This is a genomic window from Nonomuraea cavernae, from assembly GCF_040655715.1.
Lineage (GTDB): Bacteria > Actinomycetota > Actinomycetes > Streptosporangiales > Streptosporangiaceae > Nonomuraea > Nonomuraea cavernae_A.
On record NZ_JBFAKL010000001.1, the window covers coordinates 17,247 to 38,384 of the forward strand.

Sequence of the window (21,138 nt, forward strand, 5' to 3'; positions counted from 1 at the left end):
CTCAGTAGCCGAAGGCGCGGTCGACGGCGTCGAGCACCCTGTCCAGGTCGGGCAGGTAGTGCTCCTCAAGCTTCGACGGGGGGTACGGCGTGGAGAAGCCGCCGACCCGCAGCACCGGAGCCTCCAGGCGGTAGAAGCACCGCTCGGTGATCCGCGCCGCCAGCTCGGCCCCGAACCCGTTGTTGACCGGCGCCTCGTGGACGACCACCACCCGGCCCGTACGGCTCGCGGAGTCCATCACCAGCGGCTGGTCGAGCGGGTTGAGCGAGCGCAGGTCGATGACCTCCAGCGAGCGCCCGTCGTCCTCGGCGGCCGTCGCGGCCTCCAGGCAGGTCTTGACCATGGGTCCGTAGGCGATCAGCGTGGCATCGGTGCCGGGCCGGACCACCCGGCCCTTGTCGAACGGGGGCCACCAGTCGCCGGTCGACGTGTCGATCTCGGCCTTCTCCCAGTAGCGGCGCTTGGGCTCGAAGAAGATGACCGGGTCGTCGCTGCGGATGGCTTGCTGGATCATCGAGTAGGCGTCGGCCGGGTTGGAGCAGGCCACGACGCGCAGCCCGGCGGTGTGGGTGAAGTAGGCCTCGGGCGACTCGCTGTGGTGCTCGACCGCGCCGATGCCGCCGCCGCACGGGATGCGTACGACCACCGGCAGCTTGATCGCGCCCAGCGAGCGCATCGGCATCTTGGCCAGCTGGGTGATGATCTGGTCGGCCGCGGGGAAGACGAAGCCGTCGAACTGGATCTCGCACACCGGCCGGTAACCGCGCAGCGCCAGCCCGATCGCGGTGCCGATGATGCCCGACTCGGCCAGGGGGGTGTCGATGACCCGGTCTTCGCCGAAGTCCTTCTGCAGGCCGTCGGTGACCCGGAACACGCCGCCCAGCTTGCCGACGTCCTCGCCCATGATGAGGACCTTGGGGTCGTCCTCCATGGCCTTGCGCATGCCCTCGTTGAGCGCCTTGGACAGGCTCATCACGGTCATGAGCCCTCCTTCGCCGACGTCAGGACCAAAGTGCTGTGCTCACTGAACTCACTCCGGTCGCTCATGACTCGAAGCCCTCCAGATAGGCGGCGAACTGGGCGCGCTCCTCGTCGATCAGCGTGTGCGGCTCGGAGTAGACGTGGTCGAAGATGTCGAGCGGCCGGGGATCGGGCATGGCGAGGCAGCGCCTGCGCAGGTCGGCGCCGAGCTGGTCGGCCTCGGCGTCGATGGAGTCGAAGAACGCCTGGTCGGCGTGCTCGTTCTTGAACAGGTAGGCCTTGACCCGCTCGATCGGGTCCTTGAGCTTCCAGGCTTCCAGCTCGCTGGCCACCCGGTAGCGCGTCGGGTCGTCGGTGGTGGTGTGGGCGCCCATCCGGTAGGTGTAGGCCTCGACGAGCGTGGGGCCCTGGCCCTCGCGGGCGTTCCTGAGCGCCTGGCGGGTGACGGCGAGGCAGGCGAACACGTCGTTGCCGTCGACCCGGACGCCGGGGAAGCCGAAACCGGAGGCCCTGCGGTAGAGGGGGATGCGGCTCTGCTTCTCCAGGGGTTCGGAGATGGCCCACTGGTTGTTCTGGCAGAAGAACACGATCGGCGCGTTGAACACGCTGGCCCAGATGAACGCCTCGTTGACGTCGCCCTGGGAGGTGGCGCCGTCGCCGAAGTAGGCGATGGTGGCCGCGGTCGCGTCGTCGCGCTGGATGCCCATGGCGTAGCCCACCGCGTGGAGGGTCTGGCTGCCGATGACGATCGTGTAGAGGTGGAAGTTGTGCTCCTTGGGGTCCCAGCCGCCGTGGTTGACGCCGCGGAACAGGCCGAGGAGCTTGACCGGGTCGACGTCGCGGCACCAGGCCACGCCGTGCTCACGGTAGGTGGGGAAGGCCATGTCGGCGTCGGTCAGCGCGCGGCCGGAGCCGATCTGGGCGGCCTCCTGACCGAGCAGCGAGGCCCAGATGCCGAGCTCGCCCTGCCGCTGCAGGGCCACGGCCTCCAGGTCCACGCGCCTGACGAGTGCCAGGTCGCGGTAGAGGGACCTGACCTCTTCCGGCGTCAGGTCGATGTCGTAGTCGGGATGCTCGACCCGCTCTCCCTCCGGGGTGAGCAGTTGGACGAGCTCTGGGGGTGCTTGAGCACCACGAGAGGCGTCGGCTGTCACGTGCCACTCCTGTGCGTTCGGGGCCTGTCTTGGTGGGGTCGCCACTTTGGCCGGCCTGCTGAGCGTCTGACCAACTGGTGGTGGTTCGTACGCTTTGGGGACATGGTGGCAGACGTCACAGCCCTTCGCGCAAGCCCCATGCCCTCCCCGTTCCCGTTGTGCCGGTGGCCACACGCACCGGTAGGCTGGGCTTTCCCATCACTGCCATAGCCAGGAGGAACGCAGTGGCGCGCGTCATCGTAGACGTCATGCTGAAGCCCGAGATTCTCGATCCGCAGGGTCAGGCGATCGCCCGAGCGCTGCCCCGGCTGGGCTTCTCCGGCGTCGCGGAGGTGCGGCAGGGCAAGCGGTTCGAGATCGAGCTCGACGGCCCCGCCGACGAGGCGGCCATTGCGGACGTCCGAAAAATGGCCGAGACTCTCCTGGCCAACACGGTGATCGAGGACTACAGCGTCCGGGTTGAGGGGTAGAACAGCACATTTGACACTGGATTTCCCCCTGGCGGCTTAAAGCCAGATTTTGGCGTGCCACAATGCCACGGGCGTGCCAACACTAAATAACAACAACGTGATTTTGCGGTTAGCCCCGATTTCACGGGGAAACCTACTCCAGGTGACATTCCGGAGCCCGGAGGAGTCCGGTGGACATTGAGTTCTCGTTGGCACTGCCGCGGGATGCGATAGGCATCCCGATGGTCAGGCGAGTGCTGGGCGATGCGCTGCGTTCGCTCAACGTGAGCGAGACCTGCATCGCCGACATGCTGCTCGCGGTCTCCGAGGCGTGCTCCAACGCGGTGCGGCACGGAGGTCCCGCCAATCGCTACGAAGTGACCGCGTCGATCGGATACGGCCGCTGCGACGTGCGCGTGGCCGACAGCGGAGGCGGCCTGCCGTCGATGCCGCCGCACTTCCCGCCTCCCGACACCGAGAACGGCCGCGGCCTGCTGATCATGCGATCCGTCGTGGACGAGATCTCCTTCGGCGTCACGCCCGGCAACGGCACCACGGTCCACCTGCGCAAGCGGCTCTCCTGGGACGACGAGGCCACCGCCCGTCCCCGTCAGCTCGCCGCCGTCTGAACACGACTCCTGCCGGCCACCTTCCGCCGATGCCCGCCGCAGCGCGCCGAAGCGGCCCGCCCTGCCGGGCTCGCTGACCTGGCCCACCTGGCGAGGAACAACCCTCCGTACCCGATAACCTGGGAGCACCGCCCCGTCCACCCCGAAGCGACGGCGGCGCGTGCGTGCGCAATCCTCGAAGGGGACGACTGTCATGAGCGCTGCCCGTGTGGGCGTAGTCACGTTTCCAGGAACTCTCGACGACCAGGACGCCGCCAGAGCCGTGCATCTCGTCGGCGCGGAGGCGGTTCCGCTGTGGCACGCCGACCACGACCTCAAGGGGGTCGACGCGGTGTTCCTGCCGGGCGGCTTCTCCTACGGCGACTACCTCCGCTGTGGAGCCATCTCCCGGTTCGCGCCGCTGATGGACGAGCTCATCCCGGCCGCCCGCGCGGGGCTGCCCGTGCTCGGCACCTGCAACGGGTTCCAGATCCTGTGTGAGGCGCACCTGTTGCCTGGCGCGCTGACCCGCAACGCCTCGCTCCATTACGTATGCCGTGACCAGCGGCTCCGCATCGAGCAGACCGGCACCCCGTGGACCGGCGCGTTCGCGCCCGGCCAGGAGATCGTGCTGCCGATCAAGCACGGCGAGGGCCGCTACGTGGCCTCGGCCGACACGCTCGCCGCGCTCGAGTCCGGCGGCCAGGTCGTCGTGCGCTACCTCGGCGGCAACCCCAACGGCTCGCTCAACGACATCGCCGGCATCAGCAACGAGGCGGGCAACGTGGTCGGCCTCATGCCGCACCCCGAGCACGCGGTCGAGGACCTGGTCGGCGCCCCGAGCACCGACGGCCTCGGCTTCTTCACCTCCATCCTAAAGAAGCTGGTGAACACGTGAGCGAGCGACACAGCATCGCGGCCGACAGCGTCCAGCGGGCCGCCGAGACGCCCGACGAGCCGATGCCCTTCGCCGAGCTCGGGATGAAGCAGGACGAGTACGACCGGGTCAAGGAGATCCTCGGCCGCCGTCCCACCGGCTCCGAGCTGGCCATCTACAGCGTCATGTGGTCCGAGCACTGCTCGTACAAGTCGTCCAAGGTGCATCTCAAGCAGTTCGCCACCAAGGCGCCCAAGTCCGAGGCGCTGCTCGTCGGCATGGGCGAGAACGCCGGTGTCGTCGACATCGGCGACGGCTGGGCCGCCACCTTCAAGATCGAGTCGCACAACCACCCGTCCTACGTGGAGCCGCACCAGGGGGCCGCCACCGGCGTCGGCGGCATCGTGCGCGACATCATGTCGATGGGCGCCCGCCCGATCGCGGTCATGGACTCCCTGAGGTTCGGCGGCGCCGACGCCGTCGACACCCGGCGGGTGCTGCCCGGCGTGGTCGAGGGCATCAGCCACTACGGCAACTGCCTGGGCCTGCCCAACATCGGCGGCGAGGTCGTCTTCGACCCCTGCTACATCGGCAACCCGCTGGTCAACGCGCTCTGCGTGGGCCTGTTGCGCAAGGATCAGATCAAGCTGGCCACCGCCCCCGGCCCGGGCAACCAGGTCGTGCTGTTCGGCGCCTCGACCGGCCCCGACGGCATCGGCGGCGCGAGCGTCCTGGCCAGCGCGACCTTCGAGGACGAGTCGCACGCCAAGCGGCCCGCCGTGCAGGTGGGCGACCCGTTCATGGAGAAGCTGCTGATCGAGTGCTGCCTGGAGCTCTACGCGGCCGACGTGGTCGTCGGCATCCAGGACCTCGGCGCGGCGGGCGTCTCGTGCGCCACCACCGAGCTGGCCGCCAAGGGCACCGGCGGCATGCGCGTCGACCTCAACCTGGTCCCGCTCCGCGATCCCTCGCTCAGGCCCGAGGAGATCCTGATGAGCGAGTCGCAGGAACGGATGATGGCCGTCGTCCAGCCCTCCGACATCCCCGCGTTCATGGCGATCTGCGAGAAGTGGGACGTCCCGGCCACCGTCATCGGCGAGGTCACCGACACCGGCCGGCTGGTGATGACCTGGGACGGCGAGACGATCGTCGACATCCCGCCGGGCACCGCGGCCGACGAGGGGCCCGTCTACGAGCGGCCCTTCCACGAGCCCTCCGGGCAGGCCGCCCTCAACAGCGACTCTCCCGACCGGCTCGACCGGCCCACCGACCTGCGGGCCACGCTGCTCCAGCTGCTCGGCTCGCCCAACCTGGCGTCCAAGGAGTGGGTGACCTCCCAGTACGACCGCTACGTCCGTTCCAACACCGTGCTGGCGCAACCGGCCGATGCCGGGATGCTGCGTATCTCGGAGCGATGGAACTCGACGGGAGGGAGCGAGGCACGAGCCAACGAGCCCCGAAGCGGTCGCGACCATGAACACGAGGCCATCGACGGGACCGAGCCGACCACCAGGGGCATCGCGCTGGCCACCGACGGCAACGGTCGCTACGCCAAACTCGACCCCTACGCGGGCGCGCAGCTCGCGCTGGCCGAGGCCTACCGCAACGTCGCCGTGACCGGCGCCGAGCCGCTGGCCGTCACCAACTGCCTCAACTTCGGTTCGCCCGAGGACCCCGAGGTGATGTGGCAGTTCGCCGAGGCGGTGCGCGGCCTGGCCGACGCCTGCAAGATCCTGGGCGTGCCGGTCACCGGTGGCAACGTGTCCTTCTACAACCAGACCGGCACGACCGCCATCCACCCGACCCCGGTCGTGGGCGTGCTCGGCGTGATCGACGACGTGGCCAAGCGGGTCCGCACCGGCTTCGTCGCCGAAGGGCTGCGCGTCGCGCTGCTCGGCGAGACGCTCGACGAGTTCGGCGGCTCGGAGTGGGCGCACGTCGTCCACGGCCACCTCGGCGGCCTGCCGCCCGCGGCCGATCTGGAGGCCGAGCGGGCTCTGGCCACCGTGCTCGTGGAGGCGGCCCGGCGCGGGCTGCTCGAAGGCTCCCACGACCTGTCCGACGGCGGGCTGGCGATCGCGCTGGCTGAGTCGTGCCTGGCTCGGGGCGTCGGCGCCACGGTGACGCTGGGCGAGGACCCGTTCATCGAGCTGTTCAGCGAGTCGGCCGCGCGGGCGCTGGTCGCGGTCGCGCCGGAACGGTTCGAGGAGTTCGCCGCGCTGTGCGGCGACCACGACGTGCCCTGTCACGGGCTGGGCGTCACGGGCGGCACGTCGCTCGTCGTGGAGGGCGTGCTGGAGGTGCCCGTCTCGGAGCTGCGCGACCGGCACTCGGCCGCGCTGCCCGCGCTGTTCGGCTGAGGTTCACTCAACAGGAAGGGCCGGCACGGAACTTCGTGCCGGCCCTTCCTGTCGGTGTCAGCTCTTTCGGTGTCAGCTCTTGAGGCAGACCACGTAAGCGGTGCCGTTCACGCTGGTGCCGTTGTGACCGCCACCGCTCTGGATCGAGGCTTCGCCCGAGGGCCTGTCGTTGCCGCCGCCGTTGTCGTCCTTGGCCACGGTGACGGTCCACGAGCCGCTGCCAGGGGCGCTGCCCATGACCTTGGCGTTCTTGAGCGTGCCGAACGAGAAGCCGCCACCGCTGGCGATGTCGCCGCTGTTGCACCTGGCGGTGGCCGAGCCGACCGAGTTGAGGCTCGCGGTCTTGGTGTAGCTGGTCAGCTTGGCCGAGCCGGAGTCACCCTTGGGGCCCTGAGGGCCGGTGTCGCCCTTAGGGCCCTGCTTGCCGTCCTGGCCGTTCTTGCCGTCCTTGCCGGGGAGGCCGGGCTTGCCGTCCTGGCCGTCCTTGCCGGGGAGACCGTTCTTGCCGTCCTTGCCGTCGGCGCCCTTCGGGCCCTGCGGGCCGGTCTCGCCCTTGGGACCCTGGGGACCGGCGGGGCCGGTCTCACCCTTCGGGCCCTGGAGGCCCTGCTTGCCGGCGAGGCCCTGGCGGCCCTGCGGGCCCTGAGAGCCCGTGTCGCCCTTGGGGCCCTGCGGGCCGGTGTCGCCCTTGCTGCCCTCGACGACCGTCGTGGTGGACGATCCCCCGCCGATCAGCACGCGGACCTCGGTCGTCCGGCACTTGGTGGCCGGGTTGACGATGCGCGCGTACCGGGTCTTCTTGTGCACGCAGGCGTGCACCTCGCCCGCCGCGGACGTCTGGCTCGTCGCCGAGGCCGTGGCGGCGCCACCGACGGTGAGAAGTGATGCCGCCAGTGCGCCAACGGCGGCGAGAGTGAGCGTGCGCCCCCCGCGAACCTTCATGATCAGTTTCCTTCCGGACAACAGGTGTTGCTCAGGTTGAGCATGAGGTTCACGTTTCAAACGTTCCAGGGGAGTACAGAAACTACATAACGTGTTTATTACATCGCAAAGCGTTACTGTCGGCCCTGACGCTTCTTGACAGGTCAAGATGGTCGACTACCCGTAAAAGGACGCATTGGCAGGCCCCGTACGGCATGGATAATCGGGACTGTCCGGGGGGCACCATTCGACGGAGGACGACCTTGGCGACCGACAGTCCCTACCTCCCACCCGCGACGCAGCCGGTGCGAGGGGTCGTCTGGGCTCTCCACCTGATCCTGCCGTTAGCAGGGCTCTGGCTGCTGCTGGCCCAGCCGCAGCTGAACATCCACTGGCAGCACAACCCCAGCCACTTCTGGATGATCATCACGGTGGCCGGCGTCAACGTGGTGCTCGGCACGCTGATCAGCGAGGCGTCCCGCAGGCGGCAGGACGCCCGGTTGTTCCTGGTGTCGATGGTGTTCCTGGCCAGCGCGGGCTTCTTCTTCCTGCACGGCCTGGCCACGCCGCGGGTCATCCTGCCCACCGGCTCGCTGGGGTTCGACCTCGGCCAGCAGGTCGGGCTCACCATCGCGGCCGGGTTCGCCTTCGCCTCGGCCCTGCCGCTGGGCGAGCGCGAGGCGCGGATCGTGCTCGCCTACCAGCATCTCGTGCGCGGCGCGCTGTTCGGCTTCATGATCCTGTGGGGGCTCGCCTCGCTGATCGACGGGCTGACGCCGCTCAGCCGGCCGCCGCTGACCGCGCCGGTCCTCTGGCTGTCCTGGGGCGCGATCCCCGGCCTCATCCTGTACGCCGCCGCCAGCGTGATGATGTTCAGGCTGCACCGGCGGCGGCCGTCGGCCATGCTGATCAGCCTGATCACCGCCTACGCCCTGCTCGCCGAGTCGATGGTCGCCGGGATGTCGCAGCTCAACTGGCATCTGTCCTGGTGGGAGTGGCACATCCTGCTCACGTTCGCCTTCGTGTTCGTGGCCTACAGCGCCTACCTGCAGTTCAGACGCGAGGGCTCCAGCGCGGGGCTGTTCGACTCGGTGACGCTGGCGGCCACCCTGGCGCGCATCCAGCAGCAGTACGACAAGGCGCTGGAGGAGCTGGTCGAGCACGTCCGCCGGGGCGAGCCGCTGGCCGCCACCCGGCTGTCGGGGAAGTTCCGGCTCAACGAGAGCCAGGTCGCGGTCCTCGACCGGGCAGGTGAGGCGCTGGCCAACGAGCGCGAGCTGTCGGAGCGGCTGTCGGCCCTCGTCGCGGTGAGCGCCCAGACCCGTGTCGGCCTGCCCGAGACGCAGCTCCTCGCCAACGTCCTGGAACACGTGCGGCAGGCGTACGGAGACGTGCGGATCGGCCTGATCGCCGAGGGCAGGACCCACATCGGCTCCCGCGAGTACGACTTCACCGGAGACGAGCCGATCAGGCGGGACAACCTGCTGGCCTTCCCGCTGACCGTCAAGGGGCGGCCGGCGGGCGCGCTGGAGGTGCCGGTCGGGCGCACCGCGCAGGACGAGGCGCTGGCCGCGACCCTGGCCGGGCAGCTGTCGCTCTCGCTCGAGAACGCCCGCCTCTACCAGGAGCTCGACACCCTCTTCCGGCAGTACATGTCGCCGGACGTGGCCAACGCCCTGCTGGCCGATCCGGCCCAGGCGGCGCTGGGCGGCCAGCTGAAGGAGCTGACCGCGCTCTTCGCCGACCTGAAGGGGTTCACCACGTTCTCCGAGCTGGTCACGCCGGGCGAGATCGTGGAGATGCTCAACCGCTACCACACGGCCGCCGTGCCGTGCATCCTCAACAACGGCGGCACGATCGTGCAGTTCGTCGGTGACGCGCTGCTGGCCCTGTTCAACGCTCCGGCCACGCAGGACGACCACGCCAGGGCGGCCTGCCGGGCGGCGCTGGCCATGCAGCAGGCGGCCGCCGAGGTGGCGGAGGAGGTCTCCTGGAGCCGGGTGGACGACGTCGAGTGGCCGACGTTCCGGGTGGGGGTCAACACCGGGCCGGCCCTCGTGGGCAACATCGGCAGCCCCGAGCTGCGCGGCTTCAACGCCATGGGCGACTGCGTGAACGTGGCCGCCAGGCTGCAGGGGCTGGCCGAGCCGGGCACCGTGGTGATCGGCGAGACCACGCTCAAGCAGCTGGGGCGCGGCGCCACGGTGAGCCCGCTGGGCAGGCTGAGCCTCAAGGGCAAGGAAGAACGTGTGGGCGCGTATGTTCTGACGGCGTTGACATAGCTGGTCAGGGATTCCCCGGCCATAATCAGCGCATGACTCCAGAGCCCGGCGAGTTCCTCTCCCTGCTGACCCCCGAGGAGATCGAGGCGTTCCGCGCGGTCGGGCGACCGCGGCGCTGGGAGCGCGGGGCGACCGTCATGACCGAGGGCGACACCTCCGACTGGGTGCTCGTGCTGACCGAGGGCCGGGTCAAGGTGTCCTCCCACACCAGCAGCGGCACCGAGGTGGTGCTGGCCGTACGCGGGCCCGGCGGGCTGCTGGGCGACATGTCGGCCATCGACGGCTCGCCGCGTTCGGCCACAGTCACCGCGCTGGAGCCGATCGCGGGCTTCGTGGTGCGCGACTTCCCGGCCTTCCTGCAGGCTCACGGGCGCATCGCCGTTCTTCTCATGCAGCTCGTGACGGGGCGGCTGCGCGACGCGGACCGCAAGCGGATCGAGTACGGCGCGTTCGACACGACCGGCAGGGTGGCGACGCGGCTGCTGGAGCTGGCCGAGCGCTATGGCGAGAAGACCAACAGCGGCGTGCGCGTGGCGCTGCCGCTCTCCCAAGACGAGCTGGCCGGATGGACCGGCGCCTCGCGCGAGGCGGTGAGCAAGGCGCTGCGCACGCTGCGCGACCGCGGGCTGATCGAGACCGGCAGGCGCCGCGTGGTGATCCACGATCTCGAAGGGCTGCGCAAGCGGGCCCACTGACCCCGCCCAAAGTGGACGTACGTTGTACGTCATAGTGGAGGGCATGCTCGAGGTCCCCCCCGATCACGCCGCCCGGATGCGCTACGCCTGGAAGGTCTGCTCGGTCACCAGCCTCGGACTCATCCTCATCGGTGTCGCGGGCAGCACGCTGAACGTCGCCCTGCCCACGGTCGTGCGGCACTTCTCGGCCGACCCGTTCCAGTCGAACTGGATCCTGCTGTCGTTCCTGCTGGTCAACACCGCGAGCCTGGTGTTCTTCGGCCGGGTCGCCGATCTGCTGGGCCGGCGGGAGGTCTACCTGCTGGGCTTCGCGTTGTTCACCGTGGCCTCGCTGCTCGCCGGGCTGTCTCCGAACGTGTGGTTCCTGGTCGCGATGCGGATGCTCCAGGCGGTCGGGGCGGCGATGATCCTGGCCAACGGCACGGTCATCATCACCGACGCGTTCCCGCCCGAGCGGCTCAGCCAGGGCATGGGGGTCTACATCGGCACCATGTCGGTGGCTCAGCTCACCGGGCCCACGCTCGGCGGCCTGATCGCGGAGACCGCGGGCTGGCAGTGGATCTTCTGGGTGAACGTGCCCGCCGGGCTGATCGCGATCATCTGGGGCGCGATCACCCTGCGCAGGGTGCCCCGGGGGCCGAAACAGCCGGTCGACGCGCTGGGCAACGCGCTGGTCTTCGCCGCGCTGTCGGCGGTGCTGCTGGCGCTGTCGGAGGCGGGCTCGCGCGGCCTGTCCAGCCCGGTCGTGCCGGTCGGCGTGGCGGTGTTCGTGGTGCTGGCGCCGCTCATCGTGCTGGTCGAACGCCGGGCCTCACATCCGGTGCTCGACCCGCGGCTGTTCGGCGGGCGGATGCTGGCCTGCGCGAACCTGGCGTCGTTCTGCAACGCCATCGCCCGGGCCTCGCTGATCCTGGTGGTGGCGCTGTACTTCCAGGCGGCGCGTGGCGTGGACGCCTTCGCGGCCGGGCTGAGCGTGCTGCCGGTGCCGGTCGGCATGGCCCTGGCCTCGCCCATCGCGGGCTCGGTCGGCCGCTGGATCTCGCCGTACGCGCTGGCGATCGGGGGCTCGCTGATGAGCGCCGCGGGGCTCGGCACGCTGATGCTGACGACCGATCCCGCGACGCCTTACTGGATCATCGGCATCGGGCTCTTCGTGGCGGGCTGCGGCAGCGGCACGTTCCTCACCGGCAACACCACGCAGGTCATGGGCGCGCTGCCGGCCGGGAGCCTGGGCGTGGTCAACGGGTTCCGGCTGATGATCATGAACGTGGGCATCGTGCTCAGCGTCGGGCTCTCGCTCAGCGTGCTGGCCGGCTCGGTGGGCCCCGAGCTGGGGGCGCAGGTCTACGCGGCCACCCTGTCGGAGCTGTCACCGGTGGCCGTGGACCTGCTGATGGACGGCTTCCGGCGGACGTACGGGGTGCTGTTCGGCGTCGCCCTCACCGGTGCCGTCATGGCCGCCCTGGCCCGCACCCGCCGCGGTTAGCGCCGCCGCTCCGCGACCCCGGCCAGGACGGACGGCGTGCTGGCCGGGATCGCGGTGAGCCTCTACACGCTGCGCGCCCGGCGCGGGCCCGTGGAGCCTCCTCAGGCGACGCCGACCACCGTGGGATCGGCGAACTGAGTGCGGTAGAGCTCCTCGTAGCGGCCGCCGACGGCGAGCAGCTCGGCGTGCGTGCCGCGCTCCGCCACCCGGCCGTCCTCGATCACCAGGATGACGTCGGCGGCCCGTACGGTGGACAGCCGGTGCGCGATCACCACGGCGGTGCGCCCCTCCAGTGCCTCGGCCAGCGCCGCCTGCACGGCCGCCTCGGAGGTGGAGTCGAGCGCGGCCGTGGCCTCGTCCAGGATGACCACCTGGGGCCGGGCCAGCAGCAGCCGGGCGATCGTGAGCCGCTGGCGCTCGCCGCCGGACAGCCGGTAGCCGCGCTCGCCCACCACGGTGTCGAGCCCATCGGGCAGCGACTCGATCAGCGTGCCGAGCCTGGCTCTGCGCAGCGCGTCCCAGAGGTCGTCCTCGCTCGCCTCGGGCCGGGCGAACAGCAGATTGGCCCGGATCGAGTCGTGGAAGAGGTGACCGTCCTGGGTGACCATGCCCAGGGTCGCGCGGATCGAGTCGGCGGTCAGGTCGCGGACGTCCACGCCGCCGAGCCGGACGGCGCCGGAGTCGACGTCGTACAGGCGGGGCAGGAGCTGCGCGATCGTGGACTTGCCCGCGCCGGAGGAGCCCACCAGCGCGACCATCTGCCCCGGCTCGGCCCGGAACGAGACGCCGTGCAGCACCTCGGCACCGCCGCGGCTGTCGAGCACGGCCACCTCCTCCAGCGAGGCGAGCGAGACCTTGTCGGCCGAGGGGTAGGCGAAGCGCACGTCGTCGAACTCGACGGAGACCGGCCCGTCGGGCACCTCGACCGCGCCTGGCCGGTCCTGGATGAGCGGCTTGAGGTCGAGCACCTCGAAGACCCGCTCGAAGCTGACCAGCGCGCTCATCACGTCCACGCGGGCGCTGGCGAGCGCGGTCAGCGGCGAGTAGAGCCGGGTCAGCAGCAGCGCCATCGCCACCACCGAGCCCGGTTCGAGCTGCTGGCGCAGCGCGTAGAAGCCGCCGAGCCCGTAGACGAGCGCCAGGGCGAGCGCGGAGACCAGGGTCAGGGCGGTGACGAAGACCGACTGCGTCATGGCCGTGCGGACGCCGATGTCGCGCACCCGGCCGGCCCGGCGGGCGAACTCGGACGACTCGTACGCGGGCCGGCCGAACAGCTTGACCAGGGTCGCGCCGGGCGCGGAGAACCGCTCGGTCATCTGGGTGCCCATGGCCGCGTTGTGGTCGGCCGCCTCGCGGCGCAGCCGGGCGATCCGGACGCCCATCCGGCGGGCGGGCAGCACGAACACCGGCAGCAGCACCAGTGCCAGCAGGGTGATCTGCCAGGAGATGCCGATCATCACGGTGACCGCGAGAAGCAGGGTCACGACGTTGCCCGCCACGCCGGACAGCGTGTCGGTGAAGGCGCGCTGGGCGCCGATCACGTCGTTGTTCAGCCGGCTGACCAGGGCGCCGGTGCGGGTCCTGGTGAAGAACGCGATCGGCATCCGCTGTACGTGGTCGAAGACCGCGGTACGCAGGTCGACGATCAGCCCTTCGCCGAGGCCGGCCGACAGCCAGCGGGTCAGCAGCCCGAGCCCCGCCTCCAGGACCGCCAGGCCCGCGATCAGGGCGGCTAGGCCGACCACCACGCCGGCCGCCTCACCGCGGCCGATCGCGTCGATCACCCGCCCCGCCAGGACCGGAGGGGCGACGGCCAGCGCCGCCATCACCACGCTGAGCAGCAGGAACAGGGCCACCTTCCGGCGATGCGGGCGGGCGAATCCCCAGACGCGGCGGAGCGTCGCCCTGGACACAGGACGACGCTCCCGCTGGTCGTTCATCGAATACAACTGGTGCCACGCGGTCATCTCCATGCTCATGACATGGAGACTAAGACCTCAACTTTACTTGAGGTCAACTTCCGATCCGCTTGCCCTTGGTGTGCCCCACGACCGCGACCGACGGCAGCGGCCGGCCGCCGTCGGGCAACCATGCTGACGCGCCGCGCCGCGTCAGCGCGGCATGGGCATCGGGGGGTCGTCCTCCGAAGCGGAGGGAACGAACTTCAGCTCGTCGAGCAGGTCAGGAGTCTGGGCCAGCTCCTTGAGCTCCGCCTGGCACGACGCGCACGTGTCGAGGTGGCGCTCGAACGCCTCGTGCTCGTCTTCGTCGAGGACGCCGAGAACGTAGGCCGCCACCCCTTCGTGCATTACCCGGCTACCCCCTTGTTCGCCAGCAGCGCACGGAGAGCCTTGATCCCGTAGTAGAGCCTGGACTTCACCGTGCCCGGCGGGATCCCCAGAATCTCCGCCGCCTCACTTATCGTACGGTCCCGTAGGTACGTCTGCTCGATGACTTCGCGGTGTTCTTCCGAAAGATCACGAAGAGCGGCTAAGACGACGATGGCGGATAACGGGCGTTCTGCCCCATCCGCAGCCGCCTCCTGAGAACGCGCCCCGTCGCGCCGGCGCCCGTCTCTCACCAGGCGGCGGGACTCGGTGACGAGCCACGCCCACAACAGGCTCGACTCCCAGTGCCGTCTCGCCGGGTCGCGCCCGGCCTTGCCGATCGCCTCCCGTACGACGTCCTCGGTCCACCGGAGGTCGTTTCCGGTCAGGCCGCGCACATGCCGCCGGAGAGGGCCGCCGAACTCCCGGTGGAGGGACGCGGTGCGGTGCTCGGCCTCGGCATCCGCACTCTCGAACCTGTCGTCGACATGTGTCAGCACGGGCGTATCTTTACATCTTCGTTATCAGTCCGATAGGTACTCGGATAACTCCAGTCATTTCTAACTATTTCCGCCGAAGAGGGAACCGATGTGGCCGACATCACGTCCCCTCCGCGGGCGCGAATTCCCGATCAGTCCTGGCGTTCCGGCCGCGGCTGCCTCAGCACCACGAGGGCGACGACGAAGGCGGTCGCGAGCAGCGCCGTGGCGCAACCGAACGCCAGGCGATAACCGCTGGTCAGCGCGGCGGCCTCGGCGGTGCCGGCGGACAGCAGGTCCGAGGTGCGCGAGGCGGCCAGCGTGGACAGCACCGCGACGCCCACGGCCATCCCGATCTGCTGGGTCGTGTTGAACAGCCCGGAAGCCAGGCCCGCGTCGTCGGCCCTGGCGCCCGACATGCCGAGCGCGGCCAACGCCGGGAGCACCAGACCGCCGCCCGCGATGAGCACCATCACCGGCAGCAGGTCGGTGACGTAGTCGGCGTTCACCGGGACCCGGCTGAGCCAGCTCATCGCACCGAGCAGGAGCAACAGTCCGGCCACCAGGACGGCTCGCTCGCCGAAGCGGGTGTTGAGCCGGGCCGAGACGAACAGGGACACGCCGCCGATGGCGACCGCCGCGGGCAGCAGGGCGAGGCCGGCGCCGAGCGCGCCGTAACCGAGCACCTTCTGCATGAAGATCGCGACGATGATCTGGAAGGCGAACATGGCCGACACCATCAGCATCTGGACCAGGTTGGCGCCTGAGACGTTGCGCGAGCGGAGGATCCGCAGAGGCATCAGCGGGGTTCGGGCGGTCATCTGGCGGGCGACGAATCCGGCCAGCAGGGCGAGCGAAACCGCGCCCAGGCCGAGGGTGTGCGCCGCGAGCCAGCCGTACTCCTCGATCTTGACCACGGTGTAGATGCCCAGCATCAGACCGCTGGTGACCAGGACGGCGCCGACGACGTCCGCCCCGGCGGCGAGCCCGGCCCCGCGCTCGTCCGGCAGCACCCGGATCGCCAGCGCGATCGTCGCCAGGCCGATCGGCAGGTTGACGAAGAAAATCCAGTGCCAGCTGAACGCGTCGGTGAGGACGCCGCCCAGGACCTGACCGATCGAGGCGCCGGCGGCCCCGGTGAAGCTGAAGACGCCGATCGCCTTGGCACGCTCACCGGGCTCGGCGAACAGGGTCACCAGGATGCCGAGCACGACCGCGGCGGCCATGGCGCTGCCGACACCCTGCGCGAACCGGGCGGCGATCAGCAGGCCGGGACCGGTGGACAGGCCGGCGAGCAGCGACGCGGCGGTGAAGACCGCGTTGCCGGCCAGGAACATGATCTTGCGGCCAAGGAGGTCGCCCAGCCGCCCGGCGAGGAGCAGCAACCCGCCGAAGGCGATCAGATAGGCGTTGACGGTCCAGCTCAGGCCGGCCGGCGAGAAGCCCAGGTCCCGCTGCATGGCGGGCAGCGCGACGGTCACGATGCTCCCGTCGAGGATCGTCATCAGCGATGCGGTGGACAGCACGCCGAGCGCGGTCCAACGCGAGGCGGCGCGAGGGCGCCGGGAGGAAATTTCGGTATGCGACAAAGCCGTCTCCTGATCCGAGAGGAACAGGAGAGACCGTAACAGATAGTTTTGTTATAGACGATCCTTTGCGGACCTACTTTGTGCGCTGCCGTGCTCGGCGGGCTCCCGGCGGGGCCTCGACCGGACTGGCCAGATGGCCTGTGACCAGGCGGTTCATCGCTCGTACGAGCACCTCGGCCTCGTCCGCCGGCAGCGCGGCCAGAGCCTCCCGGTGGACACCGTCGACGACCTCCTGGCTCCGTCTCGCGACCTGCGCGCCCTTCTCGGTGACCGCGATGATCCGCGCTCTGCGGTCGGTGGTGGACGGGCGGCGCTCGGCCAGCCCGGCCTTCTCCAGGGCGTCGACCGTGACCACCATGGTGGTCTTGTCCATGTCGCCGAGCTCGGCGAGCTGGATCTGAGTGCGCTCCTCCTCCAGGGCGTGGACCAGGACGCAGTGCATCCGCGCGGTCAGGCCGATCTCGGCGAGCGCCGCCGCTATCCGGGTGCGCAGGACATGACCGGCGTGGTCCAGCAGGAATGACAGGTCGGGCTCCGTGCGAGTGGGCGCCAGGGCGATCATGCCGCCAGTCTACCGATTGGTTCCGTTCTGGATTATCTAGGCATCGACGCATCCAGGGATGGGTACGGCACGCCTGACCAGGAGGACAATGGCGGGGTGCCACCACGCAGACCCGATCCCGAGAAGCTGCGGGCCGCCCTCGACGCCCAGCTGGTCGCGCTCGACGAGCCGCCCTACGACGGGCCGGCCACCGCGCTGCCCGGCGCGCTCGTCGCGGCCGTGCTCGCCGCCTACGACCGGGGCCTCACGCCCGAACGCGACGCCGCCCGGCAGGCCGTGCGCCACCTGCTCGACCGGCTAGTGGCGGCCGCTCCGGGCCGCACCGTCGAGGTACGGGTGCCGCCCTACGCCGCCGTGCAGGCCATCGCGGGTCCCCGCCACACGCGCGGCACTCCCCCCAACGTGGTCGAGATGGACGGCCGCACCTGGATCGAGCTCGCCATGGGCCGCCTCACCTGGGCCGACGCCATGGCCACCGGGGCCGTCTCGGCGAGCGGCGCCCGTGCCGACCTGTCCGAGCATCTGCCGCTCTAGCTCGGGGGCGTCATCCACGGAAACTTGTTCCGGAAGCACTGGTCGGCGAGCTCGCCGGGCAGCTGGGCGCACTCCTGCACCACGCTGTAGAACCAGACGGCCACGACGGTGAAGAGGATCAGCGCCAGCACGCTCAGCACGATGCCGGTGATCGCCCGGCCCTTGCCGACCCCCTTCGTGAGGGCCACGGTCCCGAACACGATCGACAGGATGGCGGTGAGCAGACCGGTGAAACAGACGAAGACGAGAAACGGGCTGGCCACGCCGAGCACCAGCGACGCCGTGGCCAGGCCGCTGCCCGGCCCGCTCGGCTGGTAGCCGTAGGGGCCCGGCCCGTAGCCGCCCGGCTGGGCGTAACCGGGCGGCCCGCCACCGGGCGGGCCACCGTACGGGCTGGAGGGCGTGGTGCCCGGCACCGCCGGCTCGCCGGGCCGGCCAGGCACACCGGGCGCCGGGTCGTACCTGGAGGGCGCCGACGGGGCCGGCGGACCCTGCTCGTGCCCCTGGGCCCCCTCCCAGCCCGGGTAGGGCGGCGTGCCACCGGGTCCCTGGTACGGCTGCGCCTCGGGACGGGGCCGGGCAGGCGTGCCGAAGGCCACGGTGCGCTCGGCGTCGGCCTCACCGCCGTCGGACACCTCCGTCGGCTCCGGCACCTCGGGCGAGGTGGGCAGGTCGGGACTCGGAGGTACGGGCGGCTCCTCACCGGGCTCCCTGCCGGGCGGGTGCAGCCGCTTCGGCGTCGGCTCGCCCTCCGTCGGCGGCTCGTCGGGGTGCGGCACCACCGGCGGCAGGGGTTCGATGGGCAGGTCGGGCTCGTCGGGTTCGCTGCGCGCCCCTGGGGCGCCGGAGCCCAGGTAGTCGTCGGGCAGGTCGTCGTCCCACCTGGAGGTGGACGGCGGCTCGTCCGGGCCGGACGGTCGCCCGGGGGGTTCGTCACTGGACGGACGAGGCTGGTTCGGGTCCTCAGGTGTCTTCACGTCTGCGTCTCCCGAGGTGTCTACATACCGGATACTTCACCCTTGCGCGCAGAGCGCCACCGAAACCGCCCGACACGGTCAGGATCGCTCCAACGTTCCGTCACCATGCGCCAAAGTGGCAGGCAGCAGGCAAGATGGGGCATGCGTCGAGCCCCCGGCCGTCACCAAGACGCTCCAGCGCCTGGAACGGGCCCGGGCACCCCGGTCACCGGACGCCGGAAGATCGGCTCACGCTCGCTGATCCGCCCCGGGTGTGCGAGCAGGGAAGAGTCCGACCTAGACTGAAGCATGTGCTGAAGGGCGACGGCCGGCTCGGCCATGACCTGGACCCCCAAGACCGCGCACCCCAAGACGCCTGCGGGGTCTTCGGCGTATGGGCTCCAGGCGAGGAAGTTTCCAAACTCACCTACTACGGGCTGTACGCGTTGCAGCACCGCGGCCAAGAGTCCGCGGGCATCGCGGTCAGCGAGGGCAGCCGCATCCTCGTCTACAAGGACATGGGCCTCGTCGCCCAGGTCTTCGACGAGTCGGTGCTGGGCACGCTCCGCGGTCACCTGGCGATCGGTCACTGCCGCTACTCCACCACGGGCTCCAGCGTGTGGGAGAACGCACAACCCACGCTGAGCTCCACCGACGTGGGCGGCCTCGCGCTCGCCCACAACGGCAACCTGATCAACACCCCCGAGCTGGCCCAGCGCCTGTCTCCGGGGGCGACCCGGGCGACCACCGACACCGAGGTGCTCACCACCCTGCTGGCCCAGGATCGCAGCCGGTCCATCGAGGACTCCGCGGCCGAGCTGCTGCCGCAGGTCAAGGGCGCCTACTCACTGGTGTTCATGGACGAGAAGACGCTCTACGCCGCCCGCGACCCGCAGGGCATCCGCCCGCTGGTCCTCGGCCGGCTGGAGCGCGGGTGGGTGGTCGCCTCCGAGACGGCCGCCCTCGACATCGTGGGCGCCACGTTCACCCGCGAGATCGAGCCCGGCGAGCTGCTCACCATCGACGAGCGCGGCGTCCGGTCGCGCCGCTTCGCCCTGGCCGAGCCCAAGGGCTGCCTGTTCGAGTACGTCTACCTCGCCCGCCCCGACACCACGATCGCCGGGCGCGGCGTCCAGGTCACCCGGGTCGAGGTCGGCCGGGTGCTGGCCCGCGAGCACCCCGTCGAGGCCGACCTGGTCATCCCCACCCCCGAGTCCGGCACGCCCGCCGCCGTCGGCTACGCCGAGGAGAGCGGCATCCCCTACGGCCAGGGCCTGGTGAAGAACTCCTACGTCGGCCGCACGTTCATCCAGCCGTCGCAGACCATCCGCCAGCTCGGCATCCGGCTCAAGCTCAACCCGCTGCGCGAGGTCGTCGAGGGCAAGCGGCTGGTCGTGGTCGACGACTCGATCGTGCGCGGCAACACCCAGCGCGCGATCGTCAGGATGCTGCGCGAGGCCGGAGCGCGCGAGGTGCACGTACGCATCTCCTCGCCGCCCGTCGCCTGGCCGTGCTTCTACGGCATCGACTTCGCGACCAGGGCCGAGCTCATCGCGGGCTCGCTGTCCGTCGACGAGATCCGGGCCTCCCTCGGCGCCGACTCCCTCGGCTACATCTCCCTCGAGGGCCTGACCAAGGCGACCACGATCCCCGCCGAACGCCTCTGCCGGGCGTGCTTCGACGGTTCTTATCCGATCCCGATCGACCAGGACAACGTCGGCAAGTTCGTGTTGGAGAGCAAGGCGTGACGAGCTACGAGGCAGCCGGGGTCGACATCGAGGCGGGCGAGCGGGCCGTCTCGCTGATGCGGGACAAGGTGGCCCGCTCCCGCCGGCCCGAGGTGGTCGACGACGCCAGCGGGTTCGCCGGCCTGTTCGACGCCTCGGCGCTGCTGCGCTACCAGCGGCCGTTGCTGGCGACCTCCACCGACGGGGTGGGCACCAAGGTCATGCTCGCCCAGCAGTACGGCAGGCACGACACGATCGGCATCGACCTCGTCGGCATGGTCCTCGACGACCTGGTGGTCTGCGGGGCCGAGCCGCTCTTCATGACCGACTACATCGCCTGCGGCAAGGTGGTGCCCGAGCGCATCGCCGAGATCGTCGGCGGCGTCGCCGAGGGCTGCCGCCTGGCCGGGGCGGCCCTGGTGGGCGGCGAGACGGCCGAGCACCCGGGTGCCATGGGCCCCGACGAGTACGACCTGGCCGGCGCCGGCACGGGCGTCGTGGAGGCCTCGGCCATGCTCGGGCCGTCCCGGGTGCGCGAGGGCGACGTGGTGCTGGCCCTGGCCTCGTCCGGGGTGCACTCCAACGGCTACTCCCTGGTGCGCCACGTGCTGCGCGAGGCGTCGCTGTCGCTCGACGCCGACCTGCCGGAGCTCGACCGCCCGCTGGGCGAGGAACTGCTGGAGCCCACGCGCATCTACTCCCTCGACTGCCTGGCCCTGGCCCGCGAGGTCGACGTGCACGCCTACGCGCACATCACCGGCGGCGGCATCGAGGGCAACCTGTCACGCTCGCTGCCCGACCACCTCGACGCGGTGCTGGACCGGGCGGCGTGGACCCCTCCGGCGGTCTTCTCGGTGCTGGCCGGGCACGGCCGCATCGCTCAGGCCGACATGGACCGCACGTTCAACCTCGGCGTGGGGATGGCCGCCATCGTCGCCGCCGAGGCGGTGGACGAGGCCCTCAGGCTGCTCCAGGGCCGCTACGTGGACGCGTGGGTGCTCGGCGAGATCACTCTGGGCACCGGACAGGCCCGTTACCGCCAGGCCCGCTGAAGCCACCCGGCCGGCCCACCGCGCGCGGGCCGACGGCGATCATCCTGGAGGCCCGAAGCCGCGCGAGCGACTTCGGGCCTCCAGGATGAGAAACAGATG

19 protein-coding genes are annotated in these 21,138 nt (G+C 70.6%); 10 read left to right on the top strand and 9 right to left on the bottom strand.

What is annotated here, in order from left to right:
* Position 1: 1 nt before the first annotated feature.
* On the bottom strand, positions 2-982 hold the full coding sequence (locus AB0I38_RS00085) for an alpha-ketoacid dehydrogenase subunit beta (protein ID WP_358459291.1): 981 nt from the start codon (positions 980-982) through the stop codon (positions 2-4).
* A 61-nt stretch (positions 983-1,043) separates the two neighbouring features.
* Positions 1,044-2,135 (bottom strand): pyruvate dehydrogenase (acetyl-transferring) E1 component subunit alpha, encoded by a 1,092-nt coding sequence (gene pdhA, locus AB0I38_RS00090; RefSeq protein WP_358459294.1) that lies wholly within the window; start codon positions 2,133-2,135, stop codon positions 1,044-1,046.
* 224 nt (positions 2,136-2,359) lie between these two features.
* Between pdhA and purS the strand changes: the two genes are divergently transcribed.
* The 4 genes from purS (at position 2,360) to purL (ending at position 6,429) form a co-directional block, all read left to right on the top strand.
* Positions 2,360-2,605 (top strand): phosphoribosylformylglycinamidine synthase subunit PurS, encoded by a 246-nt coding sequence (purS, locus tag AB0I38_RS00095; protein WP_189121864.1) that lies wholly within the window; start codon positions 2,360-2,362, stop codon positions 2,603-2,605.
* Between the two features lie 170 nt (positions 2,606-2,775).
* The gene (locus AB0I38_RS00100; RefSeq protein ID WP_358459298.1) at positions 2,776-3,213 is read left to right on the top strand and encodes an ATP-binding protein; all 438 of its coding nucleotides are present in this window, start codon (positions 2,776-2,778) and stop codon (positions 3,211-3,213) included.
* A gap of 193 nt (positions 3,214-3,406) precedes the next feature.
* Positions 3,407-4,090, top strand: a complete 684-nt coding sequence (purQ, locus tag AB0I38_RS00105) for a phosphoribosylformylglycinamidine synthase subunit PurQ (protein WP_358459301.1) — start codon at positions 3,407-3,409, stop codon at positions 4,088-4,090.
* 62 nt (positions 4,091-4,152) lie between these two features.
* Positions 4,153-6,429, top strand: a complete 2,277-nt coding sequence (purL, locus tag AB0I38_RS00110; protein ID WP_358460761.1) for a phosphoribosylformylglycinamidine synthase subunit PurL — start codon at positions 4,153-4,155, stop codon at positions 6,427-6,429.
* A 72-nt stretch (positions 6,430-6,501) separates the two neighbouring features.
* Here purL and AB0I38_RS00115 read toward each other — a convergent pair whose 3' ends face one another.
* Positions 6,502-7,371, bottom strand: a complete 870-nt coding sequence (locus AB0I38_RS00115) for a hypothetical protein (protein ID WP_358459304.1) — start codon at positions 7,369-7,371, stop codon at positions 6,502-6,504.
* A 242-nt stretch (positions 7,372-7,613) separates the two neighbouring features.
* Here AB0I38_RS00115 and AB0I38_RS00120 point away from each other — a divergent pair, with 242 nt between their 5' ends.
* From AB0I38_RS00120 to AB0I38_RS00130, 3 genes are read left to right on the top strand one after another with little or no spacing between them, the layout of a single operon-like run.
* Positions 7,614-9,632: an adenylate/guanylate cyclase domain-containing protein gene (locus AB0I38_RS00120; RefSeq protein ID WP_358459307.1), complete on the top strand. Its 2,019-nt coding sequence runs from the start codon at positions 7,614-7,616 to the stop codon at positions 9,630-9,632.
* 32 nt (positions 9,633-9,664) lie between these two features.
* Complete coding sequence (locus AB0I38_RS00125; protein WP_358459310.1) at positions 9,665-10,327, top strand: Crp/Fnr family transcriptional regulator; 663 nt, start codon at positions 9,665-9,667, stop codon at positions 10,325-10,327.
* A 43-nt stretch (positions 10,328-10,370) separates the two neighbouring features.
* Positions 10,371-11,813: an MFS transporter gene (locus AB0I38_RS00130; RefSeq protein ID WP_358459313.1), complete on the top strand. Its 1,443-nt coding sequence runs from the start codon at positions 10,371-10,373 to the stop codon at positions 11,811-11,813.
* 101 nt (positions 11,814-11,914) lie between these two features.
* On the opposite strand, the gene AB0I38_RS00135 is transcribed toward AB0I38_RS00130, so the two are convergent.
* From AB0I38_RS00135 to AB0I38_RS00155, 5 genes are all read right to left on the bottom strand, one after another.
* Complete coding sequence (locus AB0I38_RS00135) at positions 11,915-13,792, bottom strand: ABC transporter ATP-binding protein (protein WP_358459316.1); 1,878 nt, start codon at positions 13,790-13,792, stop codon at positions 11,915-11,917.
* A 132-nt stretch (positions 13,793-13,924) separates the two neighbouring features.
* Complete coding sequence (locus AB0I38_RS00140; RefSeq protein WP_358459319.1) at positions 13,925-14,122, bottom strand: anti-sigma factor family protein; 198 nt, start codon at positions 14,120-14,122, stop codon at positions 13,925-13,927.
* Positions 14,122-14,640 carry a sigma-70 family RNA polymerase sigma factor gene (locus AB0I38_RS00145; protein ID WP_358459322.1) on the bottom strand — a complete coding sequence of 173 codons (519 nt, stop codon included), beginning with the start codon at positions 14,638-14,640 and terminating at the stop codon, positions 14,122-14,124. The genes AB0I38_RS00140 and AB0I38_RS00145 overlap by 1 nt, the downstream gene beginning before the upstream one ends.
* A 131-nt stretch (positions 14,641-14,771) precedes the next feature.
* Positions 14,772-16,208 carry an MFS transporter gene (locus AB0I38_RS00150; RefSeq protein WP_358459325.1) on the bottom strand — a complete coding sequence of 479 codons (1,437 nt, stop codon included), beginning with the start codon at positions 16,206-16,208 and terminating at the stop codon, positions 14,772-14,774.
* Positions 16,209-16,281: 73 nt separating this feature from the next.
* Positions 16,282-16,770: a MarR family winged helix-turn-helix transcriptional regulator gene (locus AB0I38_RS00155; RefSeq protein WP_358459328.1), complete on the bottom strand. Its 489-nt coding sequence runs from the start codon at positions 16,768-16,770 to the stop codon at positions 16,282-16,284.
* A 96-nt stretch (positions 16,771-16,866) separates the two neighbouring features.
* Between AB0I38_RS00155 and AB0I38_RS00160 the strand changes: the two genes are divergently transcribed.
* Positions 16,867-17,304 (top strand): sterol carrier family protein, encoded by a 438-nt coding sequence (locus tag AB0I38_RS00160; RefSeq protein ID WP_358459331.1) that lies wholly within the window; start codon positions 16,867-16,869, stop codon positions 17,302-17,304.
* On the opposite strand, the gene AB0I38_RS00165 is transcribed toward AB0I38_RS00160, so the two are convergent.
* A complete protein-coding gene (locus tag AB0I38_RS00165; protein ID WP_358459334.1) occupies positions 17,301-18,281 on the bottom strand; it encodes a DUF4190 domain-containing protein in 981 nt (326 codons plus the stop codon). The two genes, AB0I38_RS00160 and AB0I38_RS00165, sit on opposite strands and share 4 nt — an antisense overlap.
* 290 nt (positions 18,282-18,571) lie before the next feature.
* Between AB0I38_RS00165 and purF the strand changes: the two genes are divergently transcribed.
* Both purF and purM read left to right on the top strand, forming a co-directional pair.
* The gene (gene purF, locus AB0I38_RS00170) at positions 18,572-20,008 is read left to right on the top strand and encodes an amidophosphoribosyltransferase (protein ID WP_358459337.1); all 1,437 of its coding nucleotides are present in this window, start codon (positions 18,572-18,574) and stop codon (positions 20,006-20,008) included.
* Positions 20,005-21,039 (top strand): phosphoribosylformylglycinamidine cyclo-ligase, encoded by a 1,035-nt coding sequence (purM, locus tag AB0I38_RS00175; protein WP_358459340.1) that lies wholly within the window; start codon positions 20,005-20,007, stop codon positions 21,037-21,039. Before purF ends, purM begins: the two co-directional genes overlap by 4 nt.
* The last annotated feature ends 99 nt before the right edge of the window (positions 21,040-21,138 follow it).